Consider the following 23015-nt stretch of genomic DNA (forward strand, 5'->3'; position numbering starts at 1 on the left):
GGCCCCCGCCCATGACCCTACCCGGCTGGTCCGCCTGGGCCTATTCCGCCAAGACCGCCTTTGCTGCGCTGCTCGCCCTGTGGGTCAGCCTGTTTGTCGGCCTGCCCATGCCCTTTTGGGCGATGAGCACGGCCTATATCGTGTCGAGCCCGCTTTCGGGCGCCACCCGGTCCAAGGCGATCTATCGCGTGATCGGCACGGGCGGCGGCGCCACGGTGGCGGTGGCGCTGGTGCCGATGCTGGTGGAATGGCCGGAACTGCTCAGCCTCGCGCTGGCGCTCTGGGTGGGGATCACGCTGGCGATTTCGCTGCTCGACCGTTCGCCGCGCGCCTATATGCTGATGCTGGCGGGCTATACCGCCGCGATCATCGCCTTTCCCGCCGTGGACCGGCCCGAGGCGGTGTTTGACATTGCCACCGCGCGCGTGACCGAAATCGTGCTGGGCATCACCTGTGCCACGCTCTCGCACAGTTTGCTCTGGCCCAAATCGGTGGCCACCGCGCTCGAACCGCGCCTCAAACGCTGGCTGACCGATGCGCGCGGATGGTATGACGATATTCTGGCCGGCGCGCATCCGACCACCTCGCTGCGCGACCGCCAGCAACTGGCCGTCGATGCGGTGGAATGCACGCTGCTGGCAACGCACATCCCCTTTGACACATCGCACTGGCGCGAGGCCACCGCCAGCGTGCAGGCGCTGCTGCGCCGGGTGCTGCTGCTCTTGCCGGTGCTCTCGGGCATGGCGGACCGGCGGCGCGCGATCGGCGATGGCGATGATGAATGGAACGACCTTCTGCGCGAAAGCTATGAGCTGCGGCGACGACAGGCGGGCGTGCTGCTGGATGAATGCGATGCGCTGCTCCATCATCTGGGCCATCCGCAAAGCCCCTCGCCGCTCTCGGATCAGGAGCAAAAAGGCACGATCGAATTGCATGCCGATCCGATGTCGGCGCTGATTGCGGGTGTGGCGGCCACGCTCACCATTCTGGTGGTCTGCGCGATCTGGATCCTGTCGGGCTGGCATGACGGCGCCTCGGCCGCCGCGCTGGCGGGGGTGTTCTGCTGTCTGTTTGCGGCGATGGACAATCCCGTGCCCGCGATCCTCAATTTCGGCGTGGCCACGCTTTCGGCCATGCCGCTGGCGGGTCTGTACCTGTTCTATATCCTGCCCCAGATCGACGGTTTCCTGCCGCTGGTGCTGGTGCTTTCGCCCTCCCTGCTGCTGTTTGGCAGTTTGCTGCCCAATCCGCGCTATGGCCTGTTTTCCCTTGCGCTGATGATGGGCTTTTGCAGCACGCTGGCCCTGCAGGAAACCTATACCGCCGATTTTGCGCATTTCCTCAACACCAATCTGGCCCAGTTCGTGGCCATGGTGGTGGCCGCCGGGATGACGGCGGGTCTGACCACGATCAGCAAGGATGTGGCGATTGCCCGGCTGAATGCGCGGATGCGGCGCGATCTGGTGGCGCTGGCGCGCTCCTCCTCGCCGCCCGATGCGCTGGCCGCGCTGGGGCGCAGCACCGATCAGCTCGCCCTGATCACCCAGCGTCTGGGCGCGGATACCGATATGGCGACGGCCGGGCTGAGCGACATCCGCATCGCGATGAACATCGTCCAGATCCAGCATCTGCGCAGCCATGCCACGCCCGCCCTTGCCGCCGCGCTTGAACATATGCTGCGTCTGGGCACGGCGCATTGGTCGAACAAGCGCGACACGCCGCCCCCGCCCGAATTGCTGGAGGCGATCGACATCGCGCTGCGCCTGACGCAAAGCCAGCCCTTGCCCCAACTGACCACATCGGCCACGCTGATCACCGAGCCGGAACAGGGCCGCGCCGCGCTGGTGGCGCTGCGCCGCAATCTGTTTCCCCATGCACCCGCCTTTCGCGCCGGAGGTTACGCATGAGCGCCGAATATATCCTTGGCGGCATCTATATTGACGCGGCCCCCGTGCACGGCTGCATCGCGCTGTTGATCGCGCTGCTGCTGCACCGGCTGTTGATCGCCGTCCGTTTTTATCGTTTCGTATGGCATCCGGTGCTGTTCGATACGGCCATGTTTGTTCTCGTCTGGGCGATGGTCACGCTGTGGTTGCCCCCGCTCGTCCCCTCGCTTCTGCATTCCCCGCTATAAGGCCCCTGCCATGACTCTCTCGCTTTCTCCTGCTGGCTCCAAAGTCGTCCGCTATGCTGTGACCGGCGTGCTGGTGGCGGCCGCGCTTGTGGCGGGGCGCGCGCTGATTACCTATTATCAGGCCGATCCATGGACGCGCGACGGGCGCGTGCGGGCCGATGTGGTGCAGGTGGCGCCCGATGTGGCCGGATTGGTGACGCAGGTTTTCGTCACCCACGATCAGGCCGTGCGCAAGGGCGATGTGCTGTTTCAGATCGACCCGGCCCGCTTTGATCTGGCCATCCGTCAGGCTGACAGCCAGTTGCAGAGCGCGCAGGCCGACGTGACGCGCGCGCGCGCCGCGATCCAGAGCGCCAATGTGGTGCTGACACAGGCAAAACGCGACGCCGTGCGCAACCGGAAGCTGGGCGATCTGGTCGCCGCCGAGGCCACCGAGCAGAGCCAGTCCAAGGCCGCCGAGGCGCAGGCCAAAGCCGCCGAAGCCAATGCCATGCTGGCCGAGGCCGAGGCGCGGGTGACGGCGGCGCGCGACGCGCGCGATCTGGCGCTGCTCAACCGGGCGCGCACGCGGGTGGTCGCGCCCACCGACGGGCGCATGTCCGACCTCAACCTGCGCGTGGGCAATTATGTCAGCGCGGGCGCGCCGGTGATGGCGCTGATCGACACGGCATCCTTGCGCGTCGAGGGCTATTTTGAGGAAACCAAGCTGCCCCATGTCCATGTGGGTCAGGCCGCCACGATCCGTATGATGGGCGAGAGCAAGGTGCTGACCGGCCATGTCGTCTCGCTGGCCGCCGCGATCGAGGATCATGACAGGCTCGCGAGCGCCAAGATGCTGCCCGCGATCAACCCTTCTTTTAGCTGGGTGCGTCTGGCCCAGCGCGTGCCGGTGCGTATCAAGCTGGACAATCCGCCCGCCGATATCGCGCTGATCGCGGGGCGGACGGCCTCGGTCACGCTGGCGCGGGATGGCGCGAAGTGAAGCGGGCTCTATGGGCGGCCTGCACGGCACTGGCGTTAAGCGGATGCGTGATGGGGCCGAATTATCAGGCGCCCAAGCCCGTTTCGGCCAAGTTGTCGCAGGCCGATGGCATGACGCAGCAGGCGCCCCTGCCCCCGCGCTGGTGGCATCTTTATGATGATCCGGTGCTGGATCGGCTTGAGGAACAGGCGCTGAGCGCCAACACCGAATTGCGCGTGGCGGCGGCCTCTCTGGGCCGGGCGCGGGCGATGACCGAGGCGGCCGAGGGTGCCAATGAGCCGGAATTCTCCGTCGAGGCCGCCGCCCAGCGCGCAAGGCTTTCGGGCGAATCCTATCTGCTGACCGAGCAACTGCCGGTGATGAATCTCGGCTCGGCCGGCGGCGGGGTCAGCTATCAGTTCGACCTGTTCGGACGCCTGCGCCGGGGGGCCGAGGCCGCGCGCGCCGATGAAGGGGCCGTGGGCGCGCTGGCCGATGCGGTCAAGGTGACGCTGGCCGCCGAAGTCGCCAAATCCTATGTCGAGGTCTGCGGCGCGCAGGAAATGGAAGCTATCGTCGAGCATTCGGTGGAAGTGCAGGAGCGACTGGTCGAATTTGCCGAGCGCCTGCAGGCCGAGGGCCGGGGCAGCGCGATCGAGGTGTCCGCCGCCAAGGCGCGTCTGGCCGATGCGCGCGCCGCCCTGCCGCTCGACAAGATCAAGTCGCGCGCGGCGCTCTATCGGCTTGCATTCCTGATGGGTCGCACGCCCGACGATTACCCGCGCGAGGCCGAGGCCTGCCACCATCTGCCCAAATTGTCGCAGCCGCTGCCCACCGGCGACGGCGCGGCCCTGATCGCGCGCCGTCCCGACATCCGCGCCGCAGAGCGCCAACTGGCCGCCGCCACCGCCCGCATCGGCGTGGCCACGGCCGAGCTTTATCCCCAGATCGGCATCGGCCTGACGGGCGGCACCACCGGCATTCTGGAAGATCTGGGGCGGGCCGCCACCAATCGCTGGAGCATCGCGGGCCTCATCCGCTGGAATTTCCCCAGCGCAGGCCCGCGCGCCAAGGTCCGCGCCGCCAAGGCCGACACCGCCCGCGCGCTGGCCGTGTTCGACGGCAAGGTGCTCAACGCCCTGCGCGAGGTGCAGACCGCGATCAGCACCTATGGCGAAAACCACAACCGCCTGCTCTCGCTGACCGAGGCGCGCGAGGCGGCCGATCAAACCGCCGACCAATTGCGCCGCCTGCGCGAGGGCGGCAAGGCGGCGGCGCAGGTGGACATCGGCGGGCGCAGCACCGCGCTGCTGGCCGCCCAGCGCGAACAGGCCGCCAAGGAAGCGCTGGTACTGGATCAGATCAACCTGTTCCTGGCGCTGGGCGGCGGGTGGTAGGTTTTAGAGGTGCCTCCGGCGGGCAAAGGGCGGGGGCCCTTTGCAATCCCGTTTTGGGGTTGCGCACGGTTGCCAAGGTCTTATTTTTGCGCCATATTTTCCAAGCCTGCGGCGCGGCAAGGTAGCGCCACCCGGCGCCGCAGGCTTTAATAATTCCACATCACGCTTGCCAGCTTAGGCCTGATCCGGGGCGCAACATCGACAGTATCGGGATTGCAAAGGGCCCCCGCCCTTTGCCCGCCGGAGGCAAATCCCCGCCCAACAAACCTAAAGCCATTCCCGCAACGCCGCCCATGCCGGCTGCTTTGCCGCAATCCCCACCGCATGGGCCGGACTGCTCGAGGGCAGCGCGATCAAGGGCCACGCATCGCCCAGTTGCGCCCGCCCGATCGCATAGGCCTTGGCCCCGTTGAACGCCATCGCGCGCAAGGCTGGCAAACCGGCCGCCGCGCTGCGCAGGTCGCGGGCCTCCACCTCGCGCAGGTCGGCGTCCAGACTGCCGCGCCGCCGGGCGCTTTCCACCACATCCCACAGGCCGATCCCCGCGCCCAGCAGCGCAGCAAGCCGCGCCTGATACTCCATGGCCGTCAGGTCCGCCCCCACCACCGGCGAGAGCAACCTCCAGAACTGATTGCGCGGATGGGCATAATAGCGCCCCGCCGCCAGCGATTGCCGCCCCGGCAGGCTGCCCAGCAGCAAAAGCCGGGTTTGCGCATCGGCCACCATGCCAAACGCCGTGTCCCGCAGGCCATCTGTTACGTTCTGTTGCAATTGACGATACTTTCTTCGTTGTCAGCTTGCCGCAATCTGCCCAATGTAACGGATGGGCAAGCTGTGGATCGCTTGCCTGCGTCCTGACGTCCTTTGAAACACCGGCCTTTTTGCCGATGGAGTGTGCCACCATGTCCGACACCGCGCCCTATTATGAAGACGACCGGCCCCGCCGCAAACCCTGGCTGGCCTATGCGCTGGTGGTGCTGGGGCTGGTGGCGGTGGCGCTGATCGGCAAATGGTTTGCGGGCGCCGGGGCGCAGAAGAATGCGCGATCAGGCCGTCCGGCGGCGGCGGTTTCGGCGGTGCCTGTCGGCCTTGGCGATATGCCGGTCGAGGTCAACGCCATCGGCACGGTGACGCCCATCGATTCGGCCGCCGTGCGCAGCCAGCTTTCGGGCACGGTTTTCGCCATCCTGTTCAAGGAGGGCCAGCAGGTGCGTGAAGGTCAGGTGATCGCCCAGATCGACCCGCGCCCCTATCGCCTTTCCCTGTCGCAGGCCGAAGGGACATTGGCCAAGGATATGGCCCAGTTGAACTCGGCCAAGCTGGACCTCAAGCGCTATGAAACGCTGGCCTCGCAGGATTCGGTCGCGCGCCAGACGCTTGATACCCAGCGCGCCACAGTGGGCCAGTTGGAAGGCACCGTGGCCGCCGACCGCGCCTCAGTGGGCACTGCGCGGCTCAATCTGCAATATACGGCGGTCAAGGCGCCTTTCTCGGGCCGCATCGGCCTGCGTCAGGTTTCGGTCGGGGCCTTTGTCACCCCTTCGGACACGGCGGGCATTGCCACGGTCACGCGCACCGATCCCATCGATGTGGCCTTTACCGTGCCGCAGGGGCAATTGAACGCGATTGCCGCCAAGGGGTCCGGCCTGCCCGTGATCGCCTATGATCAGGATGGCAAGAGCGAGCTGGCCAAGGGCACCTTCTCGACCTTTGACAATCAGATCGACACCACCACCGGAACGATCAAGGCCAAGGCACGCTTTGCCAATCCGGCGGCGGTGAAGGCTTTGTTCCCCAATCAGTTCGTCAATGTGAAGATGCTGGTCGATACGCTGCATCAGGTGCCGGTGGTGCCGGTTTCGGCGCTGCGGCACGGCGCACCGGGCGATTTCGTGTTCGTGGTCCAGCCCGACAACAAGGTGAAGCTGACCGTGGTCAAGGTCGGCCCCAGCGATGGGCGGAACACCGCGATTCTGGGCGGGCTGAACAAAGGCCAACTGGTCGTGGCCGAGGGCGCGGATGGGCTCGATGACGGCTCGAGCGTGCGTCTGGCGGGCGGCAAGGGCGGCCCTGACGGCCCCGGAGGCGCAGAGAATAAAGGCAAGCGCAAGGCGGCCCAATGAGCGCGCCCGTCGAACCCGGCCGGGACGAGCTTCCCGCCGAGAAGATGATGGGCGGCCCGTCGCGGCCCTTCATCCTGCGCCCCGTGGCCACCACGCTGATGATGATCGCGCTGTTGCTGGCCGGTTTCATCGCGTGGAAGCAATTGCCGCTCTCGGCGCTGCCGCAGGTGGATTATCCCACGATCCAGGTCCGCACGCTCTATCCCGGTGCCAGCCCGGATGTGATGGCGCTGACCGTGACCAGCCCGCTCGAGCGCCAGTTCGGCCAGATGCCGGGCCTGACGCGCATGACCTCGAATTCCTCGGGCGGGGCATCGGTCATCACGCTGCAGTTCGATCTGGGCATGGCGCTGGATGTGGCCGAACAGCAGGTGCAGGCGGCGATCAATGCGGCCAACAGCCTGTTGCCCTCCGACCTTCCCGCGCCGCCGGTCTATGCCAAGGTGAACCCGGCCGACGCGCCGGTCATCACCCTTGGCGTGTCCTCGAAAACCCGTCCGCTGGGCGAGGTGCAGGGGATTGTCGAGCGGCAGTTTTCAAACAAGATAGCGCAGGTTTCCGGCGTTGGTCTGGTCAGCCTGTCGGGCGGACAGCGCCCCGCCGTGCGGATCATCGCCAATGTCGGCGCACTGGCCACGCGGGGCCTCAGCCTTGAAAGCATTCGCAGCGCCATCTCCAACGCCAATGTCAACATGGCCAAGGGCAGCTTTGACGGGGCCACCAAAAGCTGGACCATCGACGCCAATGACCAGTTGGGCAGCGCGAAGGATTACGCCAATCTGGTCGTCTCCTATGCCAATGGCGCCCCGATCCGCCTGTCCGACGTGGCCAGCGTCGAGGCGGGGGCGGAAAACACCCGCAATGCCAGTTGGATGAACAGGCAGAGCGCCGTCATCATCGATGTTCAGCGCCAGCCCGGCGCCAATGTCATCGCCACGGTCGATGCAATCAAGGCGGCTCTGCCCGATCTGACCGCGCAATTGCCCGCCGATGTGAAGGTCAAGGTGTTGACCGACCGCACCGAGGGCATCCGCGCCAGTGTTGAGGATGTGCAGTTTGAACTGGTGCTGGCCGTGCTGCTGGTGGTGCTGGTGATCTTCCTCTTTCTGGGCAGCCTGCGCGCGACGATGGTGGCGGCGATTTCGGTGCCGCTTTCGCTGGTCGGGGCCTTTGCCGCGATGTGGGCGTTGGGTTTTTCGATCAACAATCTGACGCTGATGGCGCTCACCATCGCCAGCGGTTTTGTGGTCGATGATGCCATTGTGGTGATCGAGAATATCGCCCGCTATGTCGAGGAGGGGATGAAGCCCTTTGACGCGGCCCTGAAAGGTGCCAGCGAGATCGGCTTTACCATCATCAGCCTGACCGTCAGCCTGATTGCCGTGCTGATCCCGCTGCTGTTCATGGGCGATGTGGTGGGGCGGCTGTTCCGCGAATTTGCGATTTCGCTGGCCGTCACCATCGCGCTTTCGGCTCTGGTGGCCTTGACCGCCGTGCCGATGCTGGCCGCGCGCTGGCTGCGGCCCGAACACGAGGAGCGCCGCTTTGCCATCGTGGACAAGGCGATGCACCAATTCGACCGCCTCGCCGCCGCCTATGCCCGCGCTTTGGGCTGGGTGATGGAGCGTTCGGGCCTGACCATGCTGGTCTTTGCCGCCTCGCTGGTGGTGACGGCGGCGCTGTTCTGGGCGATCCCGAAAAACCTGTTTCCAACGCAAGACACCGGGCAGATCCGCGCCACGCTGGTCGCCGCGCAGGACATCAGCTTTACCCGCATGGCCCAGTTGCAGCAGCAGGTGGCGGCCAAAATGCTGGAAGATCCGGGCGTGGAATCGCTTTCCTCCAGCGTGGGCGTGGACGGCACGAACACCACCGTCAATCAGGGGCGGATGGTCATCAACCTCAAACCCATAAACGCGCGGGAGGATCAGGAAGCCATCATGTCCCGCCTGCGCGACAGCGCGGCCGGGGTGCCGGGGGTCCAGCTCTATTTCCAACCGGTGCAGGATCTGACCATCGACACCGAAACGGGCCTGACGCCCTATCGCTTTGCGCTGCATGGTGCGGATCAGGATACGGTCAACACATGGGGGCAAAAGCTGGCGCAGGCGCTCAAAGGCGAAAGCGCGCTGCGCGATGTCAACGCCCCCGCGCTGGGCCAGGGGCGCAGCGTGATCGTGGACGTCAACCGCGATGCGGCGGCGCGTCTGGGCCTCTCGGTGCTCAGCGTCGACAATGCGCTCTATGACGCCTTTGGCCAGCGGATCATCTCGACGATCTATACCCAGTCAAGCCAGAACCGCGTGATCCTCTCGGCCAGCCCGCAGATGCTGTCCGACCCGCAAAGCCTTGGGCAGCTCTATATCCCGCTGTCCTCCGGCACGCAGGTGCCGCTGGGCACCATCGCCACGATCCGCGAGGGCACCACGCCGCTGGTTCTGGCCCGCGAAGGGCAATTCCCTTCGGCCACCATCGGTTTCGATGTCACGCCGGGCGTCTCGCTGGGCCATGCGGTGGACCAGATCGAACAGGTCGCCAAGGATCTGGGGATGCCTTCGGCGCTGACCATGGATTTCTCCGGTTCGGCCTCGGCGTTTCGTTCGGCGCTGGCCAATGAACTGGTGCTGGTGCTGGCCGCGATCATCACGGTCTATATCGTGCTGGGCGTGCTGTATGAAAGCTTCATCCACCCCGTCACGATCCTCTCCACCCTGCCCTCGGCGGGCGTGGGGGCGCTGATCGCGCTGGCGCTGACGTCTTATGGGCTGGGGGTGATCGGCATTATCGGCATCGTGCTGCTGATCGGCATTGTGAAGAAGAACGCGATCATGATGATCGACTTTGCCATCGCCGCCATGCGCGAGGAAGGGATGCGCGCCGAGGAAGCCATCAAACGCGCTGCCCATCTGCGTTTCCGCCCGATCATGATGACCACCTTTGCCGCGCTGTTTGCCGCGATCCCGATGATCTTTGGCAGCGGCATGGGCCATGAATTGCGCCAGCCTCTGGGCCTGTCCATCGCAGGCGGCCTGATCCTGTCTCAGGTGCTCACGCTGTTTACCACCCCGGTCATCTTCCTCGCCTTTGAAAACTGGCGCGAGCGGCGTCAGACCCGCCGGAGCCGCGTGCAAGGGGAGCAGGCGGCGTGAACATTTCCGCCCCCTTCATCCGGCGGCCGGTCGGCACGATCCTGCTCACCATCGGTGTGGCGCTGGCGGGGATTGCGGCGTTTTTTCAACTGCCCGTCGCGCCCCTGCCCCGCGTCGATATTCCCACGGTGATGGTGCAGGCCAATCTGCCCGGCGCCAGCCCATCGACCATGGCCAGCACCGTGGCCAGCCCGCTCGAAAGGCGCCTTGGCACGATTGCGGGCGTGACCGAGATGACCTCGCGCTCCTCGCTGGGCTCGACACAGGTGGTGCTGCAATTCGACCTGAACCGAAACATTGACGGGGCGGCCCGCGATGTTCAGGCCGCCATTGCCGCGGCCCGCGCGGACCTTCCCAGCACGCTCAAAACCAACCCCACCTATCGCAAGATGAACCCGGCCGACGCGCCGATCCTGATCCTTGCCCTGACCAGCCCGACCCGCACGCCCGAACAGATCTATGATGCGGTGTCGAACATCGTGCAGCAAAAGCTGCTTCAGGTGAATGGCGTGGGCAATGTCGAGTTGGGCGGCGCGGCCTTGCCCGGCGTGCGGATCGAGATCAACCCGATGCAACTCGCCCGCGCCGGGATCGGGCTGGAGGATGTGCGCACCGCCCTGCAATCGGCCAGCGCGAACCGGCCCAGAGGTGTGCTGGAAGGCATCGACATTTCCAAGGGCGGCCTGTCCTGGCAGATTTTCTCCAATGCCGCCGCGCTGAAGGCGGCAGACTTCGCCCCCATGGTGATCGCATGGCGCAATGGCGCGCCGGTGCGCCTGTCCGACATTGCCCGCGTGGTCGATGGGCCGGAAGAATTGCGCACGATGGGCCTGTTCAACGGCAAGAAGTCGGTGCCGATCATCATCACGCGCCAGCCCGATGCCAATATCGTGGCCACGGTCGATGCGCTCAAGGCGCAGGTGCCGGGGCTGCAGGCGCTGCTGCCCGCCGACATCAAGCTCAACATCGCCACCGACCGCACGATCACCATCCGCTCCTCGCTGCATGAGGTGGAGATTGCGCTGCTCGTTTCCACGCTGCTGGTGGTGATCGTGGTCAGCGTGTTTCTGCAAAGCTGGCGCGCGACCCTTATCCCGGCGGCTGCGGTGATCGTCTCGCTGCTGGGCACGCTGGGGGTGATGTATATGTCGGGCTTCCTGCTCGACAATCTCTCGCTGATGGCCCTGACCGTGGCGACCGGCTTTGTGGTCGATGACGCGATTGTGGTGGTCGAAAACATTGCCCGCCATGTCGAGGAAGGGATGCCCCCCTTTACCGCCGCCCTGCGCGGCGCGCGCGAGGTGGGCTTTACCGTGCTGTCCATTTCGCTGTCCCTTGTCGCGGTCTTTGTGCCGCTGATCTTCATGGGCGGGGTGATGGGGCGGTTGATGCGCGAATTTGCGCTGACCATGACGGCGGCGGTGGGCATCAGCCTGATCGCCAGCCTGACGGTCACGCCCATGCTGGCCAGCCGGGCGCTGGTGGCGCCGGGGGTGGAAAAGGACAATGCCCTGTTCCGCGCCTCGCGCCGATTTTTCGATGGGCTGCATGCGCGTTACGCCCGGCGGCTGGATTGGGCGCTCAATCATCGCGGGCCGGTGCTGCTGCTGTTGCTGGGCGCGGTAATTTTGAACGTGTTCCTGATCGTGGTCGCGCCCAAGGGCCTCTTGCCGCAGCAGGATACCGGCGCGATGACGGGCGGCCTGCGCGTTGACCAGTCCATGTCCTTTGCCGCCACATCCGAAAAGCTGACGCAGGCGGCCAATATCATCCGCGCCGATCCGGCCGTCGCCACGCTGGTGGCCTTTACCGGGGGCGGGCGCGCGGGTTCGGGCTTTATGTTCGTCAATCTGAAACCGCGCGGAGAGCGCCCGCCGATCAATGATGTGATCGCCCGCCTGCGCCCCAAACTGGCGCGGGTGCGCGGGGTCAGCGTGTTTCTCAACCCGGTGCAGGACCTGATGGCGGGCGGGCGCCAGACCAGCGCGACCTATCAATATGTCCTCCACGCCGAAAGCGCGCAGATGCTGCGCGAGGCGGGCGAGAAACTGGTCAAGGCGCTGAAGGCCCAGCCGCAGGCGATCACCGATGTCGACATCGACCAGCAGGATGCGGGCGCCAGCGCCTTTGTCACCGTGGACCGCAACCGCGCCGCCAGCCTTGGCATCACGATGAACACCATCGACCAGACGCTCTATGACGCCTTTGGCCAGCGGCAGGTCGCCTCGATCTATCAGGGGCTGAACCAGTATCATGTGGTGATGGAGGCCGATCCCATCTATTCGGGCAAGCCCGAAGCGCTGGGCAATCTCTATCTGCCGGTGGGGGGCACCCTGTCCTCGTCCACCACGCCTACCAATGCCAATGCCTCGCTGGGCAGCAATGCGGCCAGGGGCAGCGCGGTGAGCAGCGCGGCCACCACCCAGATCCCGCTCTCGACCGTGGCGGCATGGTCCAATGCCTCGACCGCGGCCAGCGTCAGCCATACGGACGGCGAACCCTCGGCCACCATCTCGTTCAATCTGCCGCCGGGCCTTTCGCTGGGCCAGGCCGCGCAGACCATCGCCAAGACGCAGGCCGATCTGGCGCTGCCTGCGGGCGTCCATGGCGATTTCGGCGGCACGGCCAAGGTGTTTCAGCAGTCAACCAGCTCGATGCCGCTGCTGATCGTGGCCGCGATCGTCACGATCTATATCGTGCTGGGCATTCTGTATGAAAGCGCGATCCACCCGCTGACGGTGCTTTCCACCCTGCCCTCGGCGGGCGTGGGGGCGATCTTTGCGCTGATCGTGACGGGCGGCCAGTTTGACATTATCGCGCTGATCGGCGTGGTGCTGCTGATCGGCATTGTGAAGAAGAACGCGATCCTGATCATCGACTTTGCCATCGAATCGGAACGTTCGCGCGGGCTCTCCTCCTTTGAGGCGATCCGCGAGGCCAGCCTGCTGCGTTTTCGCCCGATCCTGATGACCACGCTGGCCGCCGCGCTGGGGGCCTTGCCGCTGGCCATCGGTTTTGGCGACGGGGCCGAATTGCGCCGCCCGCTGGGCATTGCCATCGTGGGCGGGCTGATCGTCAGCCAGATGCTGACGCTGCTGACGACGCCCGTGGTCTATCTGGCGGTGGACAAATGGCGCCGCCGCTCTCCCCATGAACATCTGCTGGCTCGCCATGGCGATGCTGAACCTCTGGAAGCCTGATATGATGAAGCGTACCTCTCTGGCTCTTGCCACCGCCCTGTCCCTTTCGGCCTGCAGCATGGCCCCCAAATACCATGTGCCCACCAGCGCTGCGCCCGCCGCCGCCTTCAAGGGCGATGCCGGATGGGCGCCCGCCATGCCCGCCGACGATGTGGCCAAGGGGCAATGGTGGAAGCTGTTTGGCGATCCCGTGCTTGATGGGCTGGAGGAAAAGGTCGAGGTGACCAATCAGAATGTCGCCTATTACCGCGCCGCCTATGCGCAGGCCGAAGCGGTGGTGCGCGCCAACCGCGCCTCGCTCTTCCCCACCATCAGCGCCAGCGCCAGCGACACGCGCAGCGGCACATTCGCCGCCAACAGCACCGGCACCACCACAGGGTCCGGCGGCAGCGTGACGCGCACCGGCACCACCATTTCCGTCACCGGCAGCGCCAGTTGGACCCCCGACATCTGGGGCAGGCTGGCCGATACGATGCGCCAGTCCAAGGCGCAGGCGCAGGCCTCGGCGGCAACGCTGGCCAATGCCACGCTGTCGGCGCGGGGCACATTGGCCACCAATTATTTCCAGTTGCGCGGGGTGGATGCGCAAAAGGCGATGCTGACCGAGACGGTGGCGGCCTATCGCCGCTCGCTGGAAGTCACGCGCAACAAGCTCTCCGCCGGGACCATCAGCGAGGCCGATGTGCAGAGCGCGCAGGCCACCCTGTCCAATGCCGAGGCGTCCCTGCGCGATCTGGAGCGCCAGCGCGCCGCCTACGAGAATGCCATCGCGGTGCTGGTGGGCGAAAACCCCTCCACCTTCCGTCTGGCCCCGGCGGCGTGGAATCCGGCGATTCCCGCCGTGCCGGGCGTGATGCCGGGCGACATACTGCAACGCCGCCCCGATATCGCCAATGCCGAAAGATCGGTGGCCGCCGCCAATTCGGCCATCGGCATCCAGCGTTCGGCCTTCTTCCCCTCAATCACGCTGTCCGGCTCGGTGGGGTCCAATTCCACCACGATGACCAATCTGCTCAGCGCGGCCACCTCGCTCTGGTCGCTGGGGGCGAGCGCTGCTGAAACGCTGATCGATTTCGGCGCGCGTTCGGCCAAGGTGGCGCAGGCCCGCGCGGCCTATAATGCGGCCGTGGCCACCTATCGCCAAAGCGTGCTCAATGCTTTTCAGGAGGTGGAAACCAACCTCTCGGCGGTCTCGGCCTATCGCGCGCAGGCGCCCTATTACGCCACCGCCAATGCCGCTGCGGCCCGCGCCGAAACCATCATCCGCAACCAGTATCAGGCCGGAACCGTCGATTTCACCAGCGTTTCCTCCGCACAATCCACAGCCTATTCGGCGCGTGTTAATCTGATACAGAATACCGTCAATCAACAGACCGCCGCCGTGGCCCTGATACAGGCCATCGGCGGCGAATGGCGGGATGGTGTGGAGCTGCACCCTGCCGTCAAGTGATGGAACGGGGGAATATTGAACATGCGTGGAGTTTGGGGCGCGGTGGCAGCACTGGCGCTGACGGTCGGTGCCGCGCCGGTTTTGGCGCAACCTTTGGCCCCGCCGCCTGCGCCAATGGGCAAGGTCGCGCTGACCTTTGACGATTTGCCGGGATTGAGCCTGTTCAACGATCAGGCATGGCTGGATTACATCAACCGCACCCTGCTGCGCGGATTGCGGCGCAACCATATGCCCGCCATCGGCTTTGTGAACGAATCCAAGCTGGACGATGCAGTGCGCGCGCGCCAGATCACCAATCTGAAACTGTGGCTGAACGCCGGCAAGGATCTGGGCAATCACACGTTCAGCCATGAATCGCCCAACGATCTGGGCGCGGCGGGCTATATCGCCGATATTGCCAAGGGCGAGCCGGTGACGCGCGAATTGCTGGCCGCGCGGGGCAAGAAGCTGGACTGGTTCCGCCATCCCTATCTGGAAACCGGTGCGCCAGAGCCTGTGAAACGCGCGATCAATGACTGGTTGGGCAAGCACGGCTATCGCATCGCGCCGGTCACGATCGATGCCGACGACTGGATGTTTGCCGAACCTTATGAAGACGCGCTGGCCCGCCATGACGAGGCGCGGCGGCAGCGGGTGCGCCGCCAATATCTCGATTATACCGAGCGCGCGATCAGTTGGTATCAAAAGGCTTCGGATGCGCTGTTCGGGCGCCAGATCGCCTTTGTCATGCTGCTCCACGACACGCGGCTCAATGCCGACAGTCTTGATGAGCTTTCCGCGATCCTCAAACGGCGGAGACTCAAGCCCGTCACGCTGGAGGCGGCCATGAGCGATCCGGCCTATAAAACGCGCGATCCCTATGTCGGCAAGGACGGGATCGAGTGGATCGAGCGCTGGTCCTATACGCTGAAAAAGGGCCTGCCGTGGTCAAGCTGGCAGGATGCGCCCAAGCAGATCGAGGATGAATATAACAAGCTGGAGAATGATCAGCACAAGAATTGAGGAAAAGCGCGGCGGCTCTGAAAACCGCCGCGCTTTTTATCAGGCTTTGTCGAGCATCTTGCCCGCGCTCAGCTTTACAAATTCAGCCACCTGACCCTGCATCATCCTCATCAGGGCGGGCACCTCAAGGCTGCCGCTCAGCCGGTCCTCCTCGATGGTCAGCGAGACGGGGATGCGCGAGCCAAGCGCGGTGATCGTCATGTTGAGCACATAATCACCGGCCCATTCCGAAGCGAGCGCACCCCCGCCCGGAATATGCGCAGCCAGCTTGGGCAGGCCCACCTCGATGCGGCGCTTGGCCTCGGCGCGGCCAAGGCTGTGGGGGATCGAGATATCCATCAGAATTCGTCCTCACCAAAGGCCATCAGCGCGCCCTTGCCCGCCTTGATGGTCAGGAAATGGGTGGTTGCCTGCGGCAGGATCTTTTCAAAGAAGAAGGTCGCGGTCTTGATCTTGGTTTCGTAAAACGCCTTGTCCTCGGCGCCGAAGAAGATCTGCAGACCCGCGATCTTGGTCGATTTGGCAAAGCAATAGGCCATGCCGACCAGGCCAAGCAGGCGCAGATAGTCGGTGGCCGCCGCGCCCGCCTCTTCGGGGTCCTTCAATCCCTTTTCAGCAATCGTCGCGGTGGAAAGCTGCAGCGCGCCAAAGGCCTTTTCCAGCCCCTCGATCATCTTCTGCATCGGGCCTTCGCCCTTGTTCTCCTCGATAAAGGCCGAGACGGGATGGAAGAAGCTGCGCAGCAGGCGGCCCATATGCGCGCCCATCTTGCGCCCGACCAAATCGAGCGCCTGAATGCCGTTGGTGCCTTCATAGATCATGGCGATACGCGCATCGCGCTGATACTGCTCGACCCCGCTTTCGTGGATATAGCCGTGCCCGCCATAGACCTGCACCGCCAGACTGGCGCTGTCATGGCCCAGATCGGTGAACAGCGCTTTGACCACCGGCGTCATCAGCGCGACGAAATCCTCGGCCCGCTGGCGGACCTCAGGGTCGGTGGCGTGGCGTTCGGCATCCAGCCCCCGCGCCACCCATGCGCCCAGCGCCCGGCAGCCCTCATTATAGGCTCGCATGGTCAGCAGGTTCTTGCGCACATCGGGGTGGACGATGATCGGGTCCGCCGCCTTGTCCGGGTATTTCGCGCCCGAGAGCGAACGCCCCTGCAAGCGGTCCTTGGCATACCATACCGCCGACTGATAGGCCGCCTCGCCAATGCCCAGCCCCTGAATGCCCACGCCCACACGCTCGGCATTCATCATCGTGAACATCGCCTCAAGGCCGCGATGCGGCTCGCCCACCAGCCAGCCGATGGCGTCATCAAACTGCATCTGACAGGTGGCCGATGCCTTGATGCCCATCTTGTGCTCGATCCCGCTGGCGCGCACGCCATTGCGCGCGCCCGGATTGCCATCGGCATCGGGCAGGAACTTGGGCACGAGGAACAGGCTGATCCCCTTCACCCCCTTGGGCGCATCGGGCAGACGCGCCAGCACCAGATGGATGATGTTGCTGGTCAGATCCTGCTCGCCCGCCGAGATGAAGATCTTGGAACCCGTCACCTTGTAACTGCCATCGCCCACCGGCTCGGCCTTGGTGCGCAGCAGGCCCAGATCCGTCCCGCAATGCGGCTCGGTCAGGTTCATCGTGCCCGACCATTCGCCCGAAATCATCTTGGGCAGATAGGCCGCCTTCAATTCCTCGCTGGCATAGGCGTTCAATGCCGTCACCGCACCGGCGGTCAGGCCGGGATAGAGGCTGAAGGACACATTGGTCGCGCAGATCATCTCCTCGACCAGCTTGCCCACCGCTTCAGGCAGGCCCTGCCCGCCATACTCGACCGGCATGACAAGGCCGCCCCAGCCGCCCTGCACGAACTGGTCATAGGCCTCCTTGAAGCCCTTGGGCGTGCGCACCACGCCATTTTCGTACTGGCAGCCTTCACTGTCGCCCGAAAGGTTGATGGGCAGCAGAACGTCCTGACAGATTTTGGCCGCTTCCTCCAAAACCGCATCGGTCAGATCCTGGGTAAACTCCTCATGCACCGAGAGCCCGCCAAAGCCGTCATCCTGATGCAATTCGTTGAGCACAAAGCGCATATCGCGCAAGGGGGCGGTATAGACCTGCATAAAACCTCTCCTGTATTCCCGGCGTCAGTTGCGCAGCGGCTTGCCGGTGGTCAGCATATGCTCCACCCGCGCCTGCGTGCGGCTATCGCGCACCAGCGTCATGAATTCGCGCAGCTCCAGCGCCAATAGCTGCTCTTCGGTTACAGTATCGACCACATCGGCATCCCCTCCGGTCAGGACGGTGGCCAATTTATCGGCCACCACTTCGTCATAGGGCGTGGCCAGCCCGCGCGCACGAAAGCCCTTGACCGCCAGTTCCAGTGCGGTCTTGCCGCTGGCCCCGGGCAGGCGGAAGACGGGCGGCGCAGGCGGAGCATAGCCCTCGACCATGGAAAGCGCCCGCGCCTTGGCATCGGCCAGCAAACGGTCGCGGTTCATGGTGATGCCGTCACTGGGACGCAGATAGCCGATTTCCTTGGCATTGGCCGCCGATTTGGCGACCGTGGCGGTCGAAATCGTCTCGAACGCCTTGGCCACCGGCGGCATCGGCCCCTTGGGCGCCTTGGGGCTTTCGGCGGCGCGGACCATCAATTCGCCGCATCCGCCCCAGCCGGGGATCAGCCCCACGCCGCATTCGACAAGGCCGATATAGGTTTCGGCATGGGCCTGCACCGCATCGGCATTGAGGCAGATTTCACACCCGCCCCCCAGCGCCATGCCAAAGGGCGCGGAGACCACCGGGAAGGGGGCATATTTCAGCGCCTTATACGCCTTCTGTCCACCCGCGACCAGCTTCTCCACCTCGCCCCATGCGGCGATGTTGATGGCGAAGATGGCAAGGCCAAGGTTGGCCCCGGCCGAGAAGTTCGAGCCTTCATTATAGACCACCAGCGCCTTGTACTGCTCGGCCACCAGCGGAATCGCCTTCTCGATCAGCTTCATCACCTCGCCGTCGAGCGCGTTCATCTTGCCGGTAAATTCCAGCGCCACCACGCCATCGCCAATATCCCACAGCGCCGCCGAGGCGGATTTCAACAGTGGTTTCGACGCCGCCTTGATGTCCTCCAGCAAGAGCACGCCTTCGGGCCGGACAATGGCATGATATTCGCCATCCGCGCCCAGATATTGGCGCACCCCTTCCTCGACACGATAGAACGGGCGGCCATTGGCGGTCGTCAGGATGGCCGGAACCTCGCGCCCCTCGGCCTGCAAACGCGCGACGAAATCGGCCACGCCAATCCGGTCGATCAGCTCAAACGGGCCATATTTCCAATTATAGCCCAGCTTCATCGCCGTATCGATGGCCAGGATATCATCCGAAGCCTCACCGATCAGCCCCGCCGCATAGGCCAGTGTCGGCCCCAGCACGGCCCAGGCATAGGCCCCCACCACGCCCGGCGCGGAAATCAGCGCGCGCAAATCCTTCTGCGCCGCCGAGGGAATCGAGACAGGCTTCTTCGCCTTGGCATAATCGCCCGTGCTCAGGTTGATCGCTTCCTTGACCTTCCCGGCTTCCTTGTTGATCCGGTAAAAGCCGCCCTTGCCCTTGCGACCCGTATAGCCATCGGCAATCATTTTCAGGATCAGCGGATGGTCATGGGCGATGGCCTGATAAGGATCATCGGCGGGCAAGGTGCTGGTCAGGCTGGCCTTCAAATAAGGCATCAGGTCAATGCCCACCAGATCGACCAGACCAAAGATCCCCGTCTTGGGCACGCCCATCGGCTTGCCGCCGATGGCATCGGCATCCTCGACGCTGACGCCCAGATCAAAGGCCGCATTGATCGCCGCCTGAAGCCAATAGGTCCCCACGCGATTGGCGAGGAAACCCGGCGTGTCCTTGGCGCGCACCACACTCTTGCCCATGGCGCGGTCGGCGAAATCGGAAACGCGGGCCACCAGTTCGGGATCGCTCTTGGGCCCGGCCACAATTTCGAGCAGGCGCATATAGCGGGGCGGATTGAAGAAATGCGTGATGAGGAAATCACGGGCGAAAGCCTCGCTGCGCCCCTCGATCAGGCGGTCGAGCGGAATGGTCGAAGTGTTCGAGGAAATCGCCGTCCCCGGCTTGCGCACCGCCTCCAGCTTTTCATAAAGCGCGTGCTTCAGCTCGATCTTTTCGACAATCGCCTCGATCACCCAGTCGCATTCCGCCACCCGGCCCAGATCGTCCTCAATATTGCCCGCCTCGACCAGCTTGGCCGCAGCCTTGCTCATAAAGGCCGCCGGTTCGGCTTTCTTCAGCCGCTCAATCGCGCCCGCCGCCACGGCATTGCGGTCCGCCGGGTCGCGCACAATATCCAGCAGCAGCACCGGCACGCCCGCATTGGCGGCCTGTGCGGCAATCCCGGCGCCCATGGTCCCGGCGCCGATCACACAGAGTTTCTTCATCAGATGGCCTCCAGAACCGTAGCGATCCCCTGCCCGCCGCCGATGCATTGCGTGGCCAAGGCATAGCGGCCCCCGGTGCGCTTCAAAAGGCTGGCCGCCTTGCCCACGATGCGCGCGCCGGTGGCGCCCAGCGGGTGGCCAATGGCAATCGCGCCGCCGTCAATATTGACCTTGGCCACATCCAGCCCCAGTTCGCCGATGCAGGCAAGGCTCTGGCTGGCGAAGGCTTCGTTGAGTTCGACCACATCGAGATCGACCACCGAAATGCCCGCACGGGCCAATGCCCTGCGGCTCGATTCAACCGGCCCCATGCCCATGATTTCGGGCGCGCATCCGCTGATCGCCACCGACTTGATCCGCGCCAGAACGGGCAGGCCATTGGCGACCGCATAATCCTCGCTGCACACCAGCACGGCGGCGGCGCCATCGGTCAGGGGGCTGGCCGTACCGGCGGTCACAGTGCCGTTCGCGCTGAACGCAGGCTTCAGACCCGCCAGAGCCTCGGCGGTGGTGCCGGGGCGCGGGGTGCCGTCGGCATCGACGCCGCCCACGGCCACGATTTCATCGGCCAGCAGGCCCGCCGCGATCGCCTCGCCCGCCTTGCGCTGGCTTTCCACGGCAAAGGCCTCCTGCGCCTCGCGGCTGATGCCGAATTTGGCCGCCACGTTTTCGGCCGTGTCGCCCATGCCCAGATAGGCCGCACTCTTCTTGGCCAGCGCCGGATTAGGCAGCGGGTTAAAGCCCATCATCGGCACGCGGCTCATCGATTCAACGCCCGCGGCAATGAACACTTCGCCTGCGCCAAGCTGGATCTGGCCCGCAGCATAATGGATCGCGCTCATCGAGGAGCCGCAGAAACGGTTGACCGTCATGCCCCCCACCGAGAGCGGCAAATCGGCAATCAGGCCAATGAGGCGGGCAATGTTGAAGCCCTGCTCGCCCTCGGGAAAGGCGCAGCCGACAATCAGATCCTCAAGCGCGGCGACATCGACCCCGGTCCTTGCGATCAATCCGCGCACCACATCGGCGGCCAGATCATCAGGACGCACCCGCGCCAGAGCGCCCTTGCCCGCCAGATGGAAAGGAGAACGGGCGTAGCCCGCAATCACCACATTACGCATCGCACATCCCTTTTGTCGAATTATCGGCCTTTGGCCGGATTGTTGGCCGGGGTTGTAGCACGGGAATCGCGCCCCGCACCCTTCTGCACTAATGGTGCCGAACTTTCCCTATACGTCAACCAATTTTTCGGGCATACACTGATTCGCCGCAAGGACCAGAGTGCAGCAAAGCACCCCAACGCCTGCGGCCCCGCGCAATTGGGGTTTCCCCCAGGGCGCCGGTCAGGAGAAGGAGCCGAAAGGATGATTGCCCTGTTAGGGATATTGGCGGCCGCCGCCGCGCCATCGCCTCAGGATGCGCTGGGCCGGTGGCAGACCGAGACAAAGCATGGCGTGGTGGAAATTGCCGCCTGCGGGCCATCGATCTGCGGGCGGCTGGTGGAATCCGATGCGCTGCGCACCAATCCGCAATTGCGCGACATCAGGAACAAGGACGCCGCCCAGCGCGACCGCATGCTCAAAGGCCTGACGATCCTTCAGGGGTTTCATGCCAAGAGCGGCGAATGGGCGGGCGGCACGATCTATAATGGCGACGATGGCGGCACCTATCAGGCCACGCTGACCATGATCGACCGTGACACGCTCAAGGTAAAGGGTTGCATCGTCTGGCCTTTGTGCAAGAGCCAGACCTGGAAGCGCTTGCGCTGACCGCAACAATCCCATGAAGGGGAGGCAAAATATGACTTCGGTTCGCAAATTTTCCCGTGCCGCCAAGGTTTCCGCGCTGCTGCTGGGTCTGATCCCGGCGCAGGCGATGGCCAGCGGCTTCTATATCGTCGAACAAAGCCCCAAGGCCACGGGCCGCGCCTATTCGGGCGAGGTGGCCGATACCGGCCCTGAGTCGCTGTGGTGGAATCCGGCGGCGATCGCCGGGCAAAAGGGCATCACCATCCACGCCGGGGCCAGCGCGATCCTGCCAAGCGCCAAGATGACCAATGTGAACACGATCATCGTGCGTCCCGGTCAGGCCCCCGCGCCCGTGGGCGGCGATCAGGTGAACAGCAACCCCATCGAAAACGGCGTCGTGCCGACCGGCGCGATCTCCTATGGCCTGACCGACAAGGTGGCGCTGGGGCTGGCCATCACCGCGCCGTATAATTTCACCACCGATTATCCCACCACCAGCTGGGCGCGCTATTCGGGGCTGCGCACATCGCTGCGCACCATCGACATTCAGCCCGGCATCGCCATCGAGGTGCTGCCCGGTCTGCGCATCGGTGCAGCCGCCAATATCGAATATGCCAAGGCCGAACTGGGCAATGCCCTGCCCAATCTCTCGCCCCTGCTGGCCGATGGGTCGCAGAAATTGTCGGGCAACGGCTGGGACATGGGCTGGTCGGCCGGTTTCCAGCTTCAGCGCGGGCCGGTCAGCATCGGCGCCAGCTACAAGTCTTCGGTCAAGCATACGCTCAATGGTTCGGTGACAGTGGCGGGCCTGCTGGGGCCGCTGGCGGCCAACAATGGCACGGTCAACACCTCGGCATCCTTCAGCACGCCATGGCAGGCGATTTTCGGCGTCCGCTATGCCGTGACCCCGGCGATCACGCTGAACGCGCAGGCCACCGCCAGCGGATGGTCGAAGTTTGACGCGATCCGTCTGGCCGCGCCCTATAACACCGCGATCCCCGAAAATTACCGCGACAGCTGGAGCTATGCGGTGGGCGTGGATGTGGCTGTCTCGCCGCGCTGGACGCTGCGCAGCGGCGTGGCGCGCGATCTGACCCCGGTGCGCAACACCGAGCGCGACGCGCGCGTGCCCGACACCAACCGCTGGGTCTTTGCCATGGGCGCCACGCATCAGATGACGAAGCGTTTCGCGGTCGATGTCGGCGTCAATTACCTGACGCTGGACAGCGGGCCGATCAACCGCACCACGGCGGCCTATGTCGGCACGGCCGCGCAAACGCCGATCCTGATGAACGGCACGGTCAATTCGGCGCATGTGTTCATCCTGGCGCTGGGCGGTCGATTGACCCTCTGACGCAGACATACCGATAAAAGAACAGAAAGGGCGAGCG

Annotated in this window: 16 protein-coding genes; 11 read left to right on the forward strand and 5 right to left on the reverse strand. The window is 64.8% G+C overall.

Going from position 1 to position 23015, the window contains the following annotated elements:
• Window positions 1-11 precede the first annotated feature (11 nt).
• From PQ457_RS13755 to PQ457_RS13770, 4 genes are read left to right on the forward strand one after another with little or no spacing between them, the layout of a single operon-like run.
• Window positions 12-1907 carry an FUSC family protein gene (locus PQ457_RS13755; protein ID WP_273617372.1) on the forward strand — a complete coding sequence of 632 codons (1896 nt, stop codon included), beginning with the start codon at window positions 12-14 and terminating at the stop codon, window positions 1905-1907.
• Complete coding sequence (locus PQ457_RS13760; RefSeq protein WP_168604226.1) at window positions 1904-2134, forward strand: DUF1656 domain-containing protein; 231 nt, start codon at window positions 1904-1906, stop codon at window positions 2132-2134. The genes PQ457_RS13755 and PQ457_RS13760 overlap by 4 nt, the downstream gene beginning before the upstream one ends.
• Window positions 2135-2144: 10 nt before the next feature.
• Complete coding sequence (locus PQ457_RS13765) at window positions 2145-3116, forward strand: HlyD family secretion protein (RefSeq protein WP_273617373.1); 972 nt, start codon at window positions 2145-2147, stop codon at window positions 3114-3116.
• Window positions 3113-4492 carry an efflux transporter outer membrane subunit gene (locus PQ457_RS13770; RefSeq protein WP_273617374.1) on the forward strand — a complete coding sequence of 460 codons (1380 nt, stop codon included), beginning with the start codon at window positions 3113-3115 and terminating at the stop codon, window positions 4490-4492. Before PQ457_RS13765 ends, PQ457_RS13770 begins: the two co-directional genes overlap by 4 nt.
• 267 nt (window positions 4493-4759) lie before the next feature.
• Here PQ457_RS13770 and PQ457_RS13775 read toward each other — a convergent pair whose 3' ends face one another.
• Window positions 4760-5263: a DNA-deoxyinosine glycosylase gene (locus PQ457_RS13775; RefSeq protein WP_337958473.1), complete on the reverse strand. Its 504-nt coding sequence runs from the start codon at window positions 5261-5263 to the stop codon at window positions 4760-4762.
• A gap of 131 nt (window positions 5264-5394) precedes the next feature.
• Between PQ457_RS13775 and PQ457_RS13780 the strand changes: the two genes are divergently transcribed.
• From PQ457_RS13780 to PQ457_RS13800, 5 genes are read left to right on the forward strand one after another with little or no spacing between them, the layout of a single operon-like run.
• A complete protein-coding gene (locus PQ457_RS13780; RefSeq protein ID WP_273617375.1) occupies window positions 5395-6615 on the forward strand; it encodes an efflux RND transporter periplasmic adaptor subunit in 1221 nt (406 codons plus the stop codon).
• Entirely contained in the window at window positions 6612-9764 is a 3153-nt protein-coding gene (locus tag PQ457_RS13785) for an efflux RND transporter permease subunit (protein ID WP_273617376.1), read from the forward strand. The genes PQ457_RS13780 and PQ457_RS13785 overlap by 4 nt, the downstream gene beginning before the upstream one ends.
• Entirely contained in the window at window positions 9761-12964 is a 3204-nt protein-coding gene (locus PQ457_RS13790) for an efflux RND transporter permease subunit (RefSeq protein ID WP_273617377.1), read from the forward strand. The genes PQ457_RS13785 and PQ457_RS13790 overlap by 4 nt, the downstream gene beginning before the upstream one ends.
• Before the next feature lies 1 nt (window position 12965).
• Window positions 12966-14414, forward strand: coding sequence for an efflux transporter outer membrane subunit (locus tag PQ457_RS13795; RefSeq protein ID WP_273617378.1), 1449 nt, complete (start codon window positions 12966-12968; stop codon window positions 14412-14414).
• A 21-nt stretch (window positions 14415-14435) separates the two neighbouring features.
• On the forward strand, window positions 14436-15416 hold the full coding sequence (locus tag PQ457_RS13800) for a polysaccharide deacetylase family protein (RefSeq protein WP_273617379.1): 981 nt from the start codon (window positions 14436-14438) through the stop codon (window positions 15414-15416).
• Window positions 15417-15455: 39 nt separating this feature from the next.
• On the opposite strand, the gene PQ457_RS13805 is transcribed toward PQ457_RS13800, so the two are convergent.
• From PQ457_RS13805 to PQ457_RS13820, 4 genes are read right to left on the reverse strand one after another with little or no spacing between them, the layout of a single operon-like run.
• On the reverse strand, window positions 15456-15755 hold the full coding sequence (locus PQ457_RS13805) for a polyhydroxyalkanoic acid system family protein (protein ID WP_273617380.1): 300 nt from the start codon (window positions 15753-15755) through the stop codon (window positions 15456-15458).
• Complete coding sequence (locus PQ457_RS13810) at window positions 15755-17545, reverse strand: acyl-CoA dehydrogenase C-terminal domain-containing protein (protein ID WP_273617381.1); 1791 nt, start codon at window positions 17543-17545, stop codon at window positions 15755-15757. Before PQ457_RS13810 ends, PQ457_RS13805 begins: the two co-directional genes overlap by 1 nt.
• A gap of 24 nt (window positions 17546-17569) precedes the next feature.
• On the reverse strand, window positions 17570-19876 hold the full coding sequence (locus PQ457_RS13815) for a 3-hydroxyacyl-CoA dehydrogenase/enoyl-CoA hydratase family protein (protein ID WP_273617382.1): 2307 nt from the start codon (window positions 19874-19876) through the stop codon (window positions 17570-17572).
• Window positions 19876-20997 carry a thiolase family protein gene (locus PQ457_RS13820; RefSeq protein ID WP_273617383.1) on the reverse strand — a complete coding sequence of 374 codons (1122 nt, stop codon included), beginning with the start codon at window positions 20995-20997 and terminating at the stop codon, window positions 19876-19878. Before PQ457_RS13820 ends, PQ457_RS13815 begins: the two co-directional genes overlap by 1 nt.
• A gap of 243 nt (window positions 20998-21240) precedes the next feature.
• Between PQ457_RS13820 and PQ457_RS13825 the strand changes: the two genes are divergently transcribed.
• Both PQ457_RS13825 and PQ457_RS13830 read left to right on the forward strand, forming a co-directional pair.
• The gene (locus PQ457_RS13825; RefSeq protein ID WP_273617384.1) at window positions 21241-21645 is read left to right on the forward strand and encodes a DUF2147 domain-containing protein; all 405 of its coding nucleotides are present in this window, start codon (window positions 21241-21243) and stop codon (window positions 21643-21645) included.
• 31 nt (window positions 21646-21676) lie between these two features.
• Window positions 21677-22978: an OmpP1/FadL family transporter gene (locus PQ457_RS13830; RefSeq protein ID WP_273617385.1), complete on the forward strand. Its 1302-nt coding sequence runs from the start codon at window positions 21677-21679 to the stop codon at window positions 22976-22978.
• The last annotated feature ends 37 nt before the right edge of the window (window positions 22979-23015 follow it).

Source organism: Novosphingobium humi, assembly GCF_028607105.1.
GTDB lineage: Bacteria > Pseudomonadota > Alphaproteobacteria > Sphingomonadales > Sphingomonadaceae > Novosphingobium > Novosphingobium humi.

Coding starts and splice junctions, on each gene's coding strand:
- PQ457_RS13755 (WP_273617372.1), top strand. CDS start 12: ATGACCCTACCCGGCTGGTCCGCCTGGGCCTATTCCGCCAAGACCGCC.
- PQ457_RS13785 (WP_273617376.1), top strand. CDS start 6,612: ATGAGCGCGCCCGTCGAACCCGGCCGGGACGAGCTTCCCGCCGAGAAG.
- PQ457_RS13780 (WP_273617375.1), top strand. CDS start 5,395: ATGTCCGACACCGCGCCCTATTATGAAGACGACCGGCCCCGCCGCAAA.
- PQ457_RS13760 (WP_168604226.1), top strand. CDS start 1,904: ATGAGCGCCGAATATATCCTTGGCGGCATCTATATTGACGCGGCCCCC.
- PQ457_RS13805 (WP_273617380.1), bottom strand. CDS start 15,755: ATGGATATCTCGATCCCCCACAGCCTTGGCCGCGCCGAGGCCAAGCGC.
- PQ457_RS13815 (WP_273617382.1), bottom strand. CDS start 19,876: ATGAAGAAACTCTGTGTGATCGGCGCCGGGACCATGGGCGCCGGGATT.
- PQ457_RS13765 (WP_273617373.1), top strand. CDS start 2,145: ATGACTCTCTCGCTTTCTCCTGCTGGCTCCAAAGTCGTCCGCTATGCT.
- PQ457_RS13800 (WP_273617379.1), top strand. CDS start 14,436: ATGCGTGGAGTTTGGGGCGCGGTGGCAGCACTGGCGCTGACGGTCGGT.
- PQ457_RS13820 (WP_273617383.1), bottom strand. CDS start 20,997: ATGCGTAATGTGGTGATTGCGGGCTACGCCCGTTCTCCTTTCCATCTG.
- PQ457_RS13795 (WP_273617378.1), top strand. CDS start 12,966: ATGATGAAGCGTACCTCTCTGGCTCTTGCCACCGCCCTGTCCCTTTCG.
- PQ457_RS13810 (WP_273617381.1), bottom strand. CDS start 17,545: ATGCAGGTCTATACCGCCCCCTTGCGCGATATGCGCTTTGTGCTCAAC.
- PQ457_RS13825 (WP_273617384.1), top strand. CDS start 21,241: ATGATTGCCCTGTTAGGGATATTGGCGGCCGCCGCCGCGCCATCGCCT.
- PQ457_RS13830 (WP_273617385.1), top strand. CDS start 21,677: ATGACTTCGGTTCGCAAATTTTCCCGTGCCGCCAAGGTTTCCGCGCTG.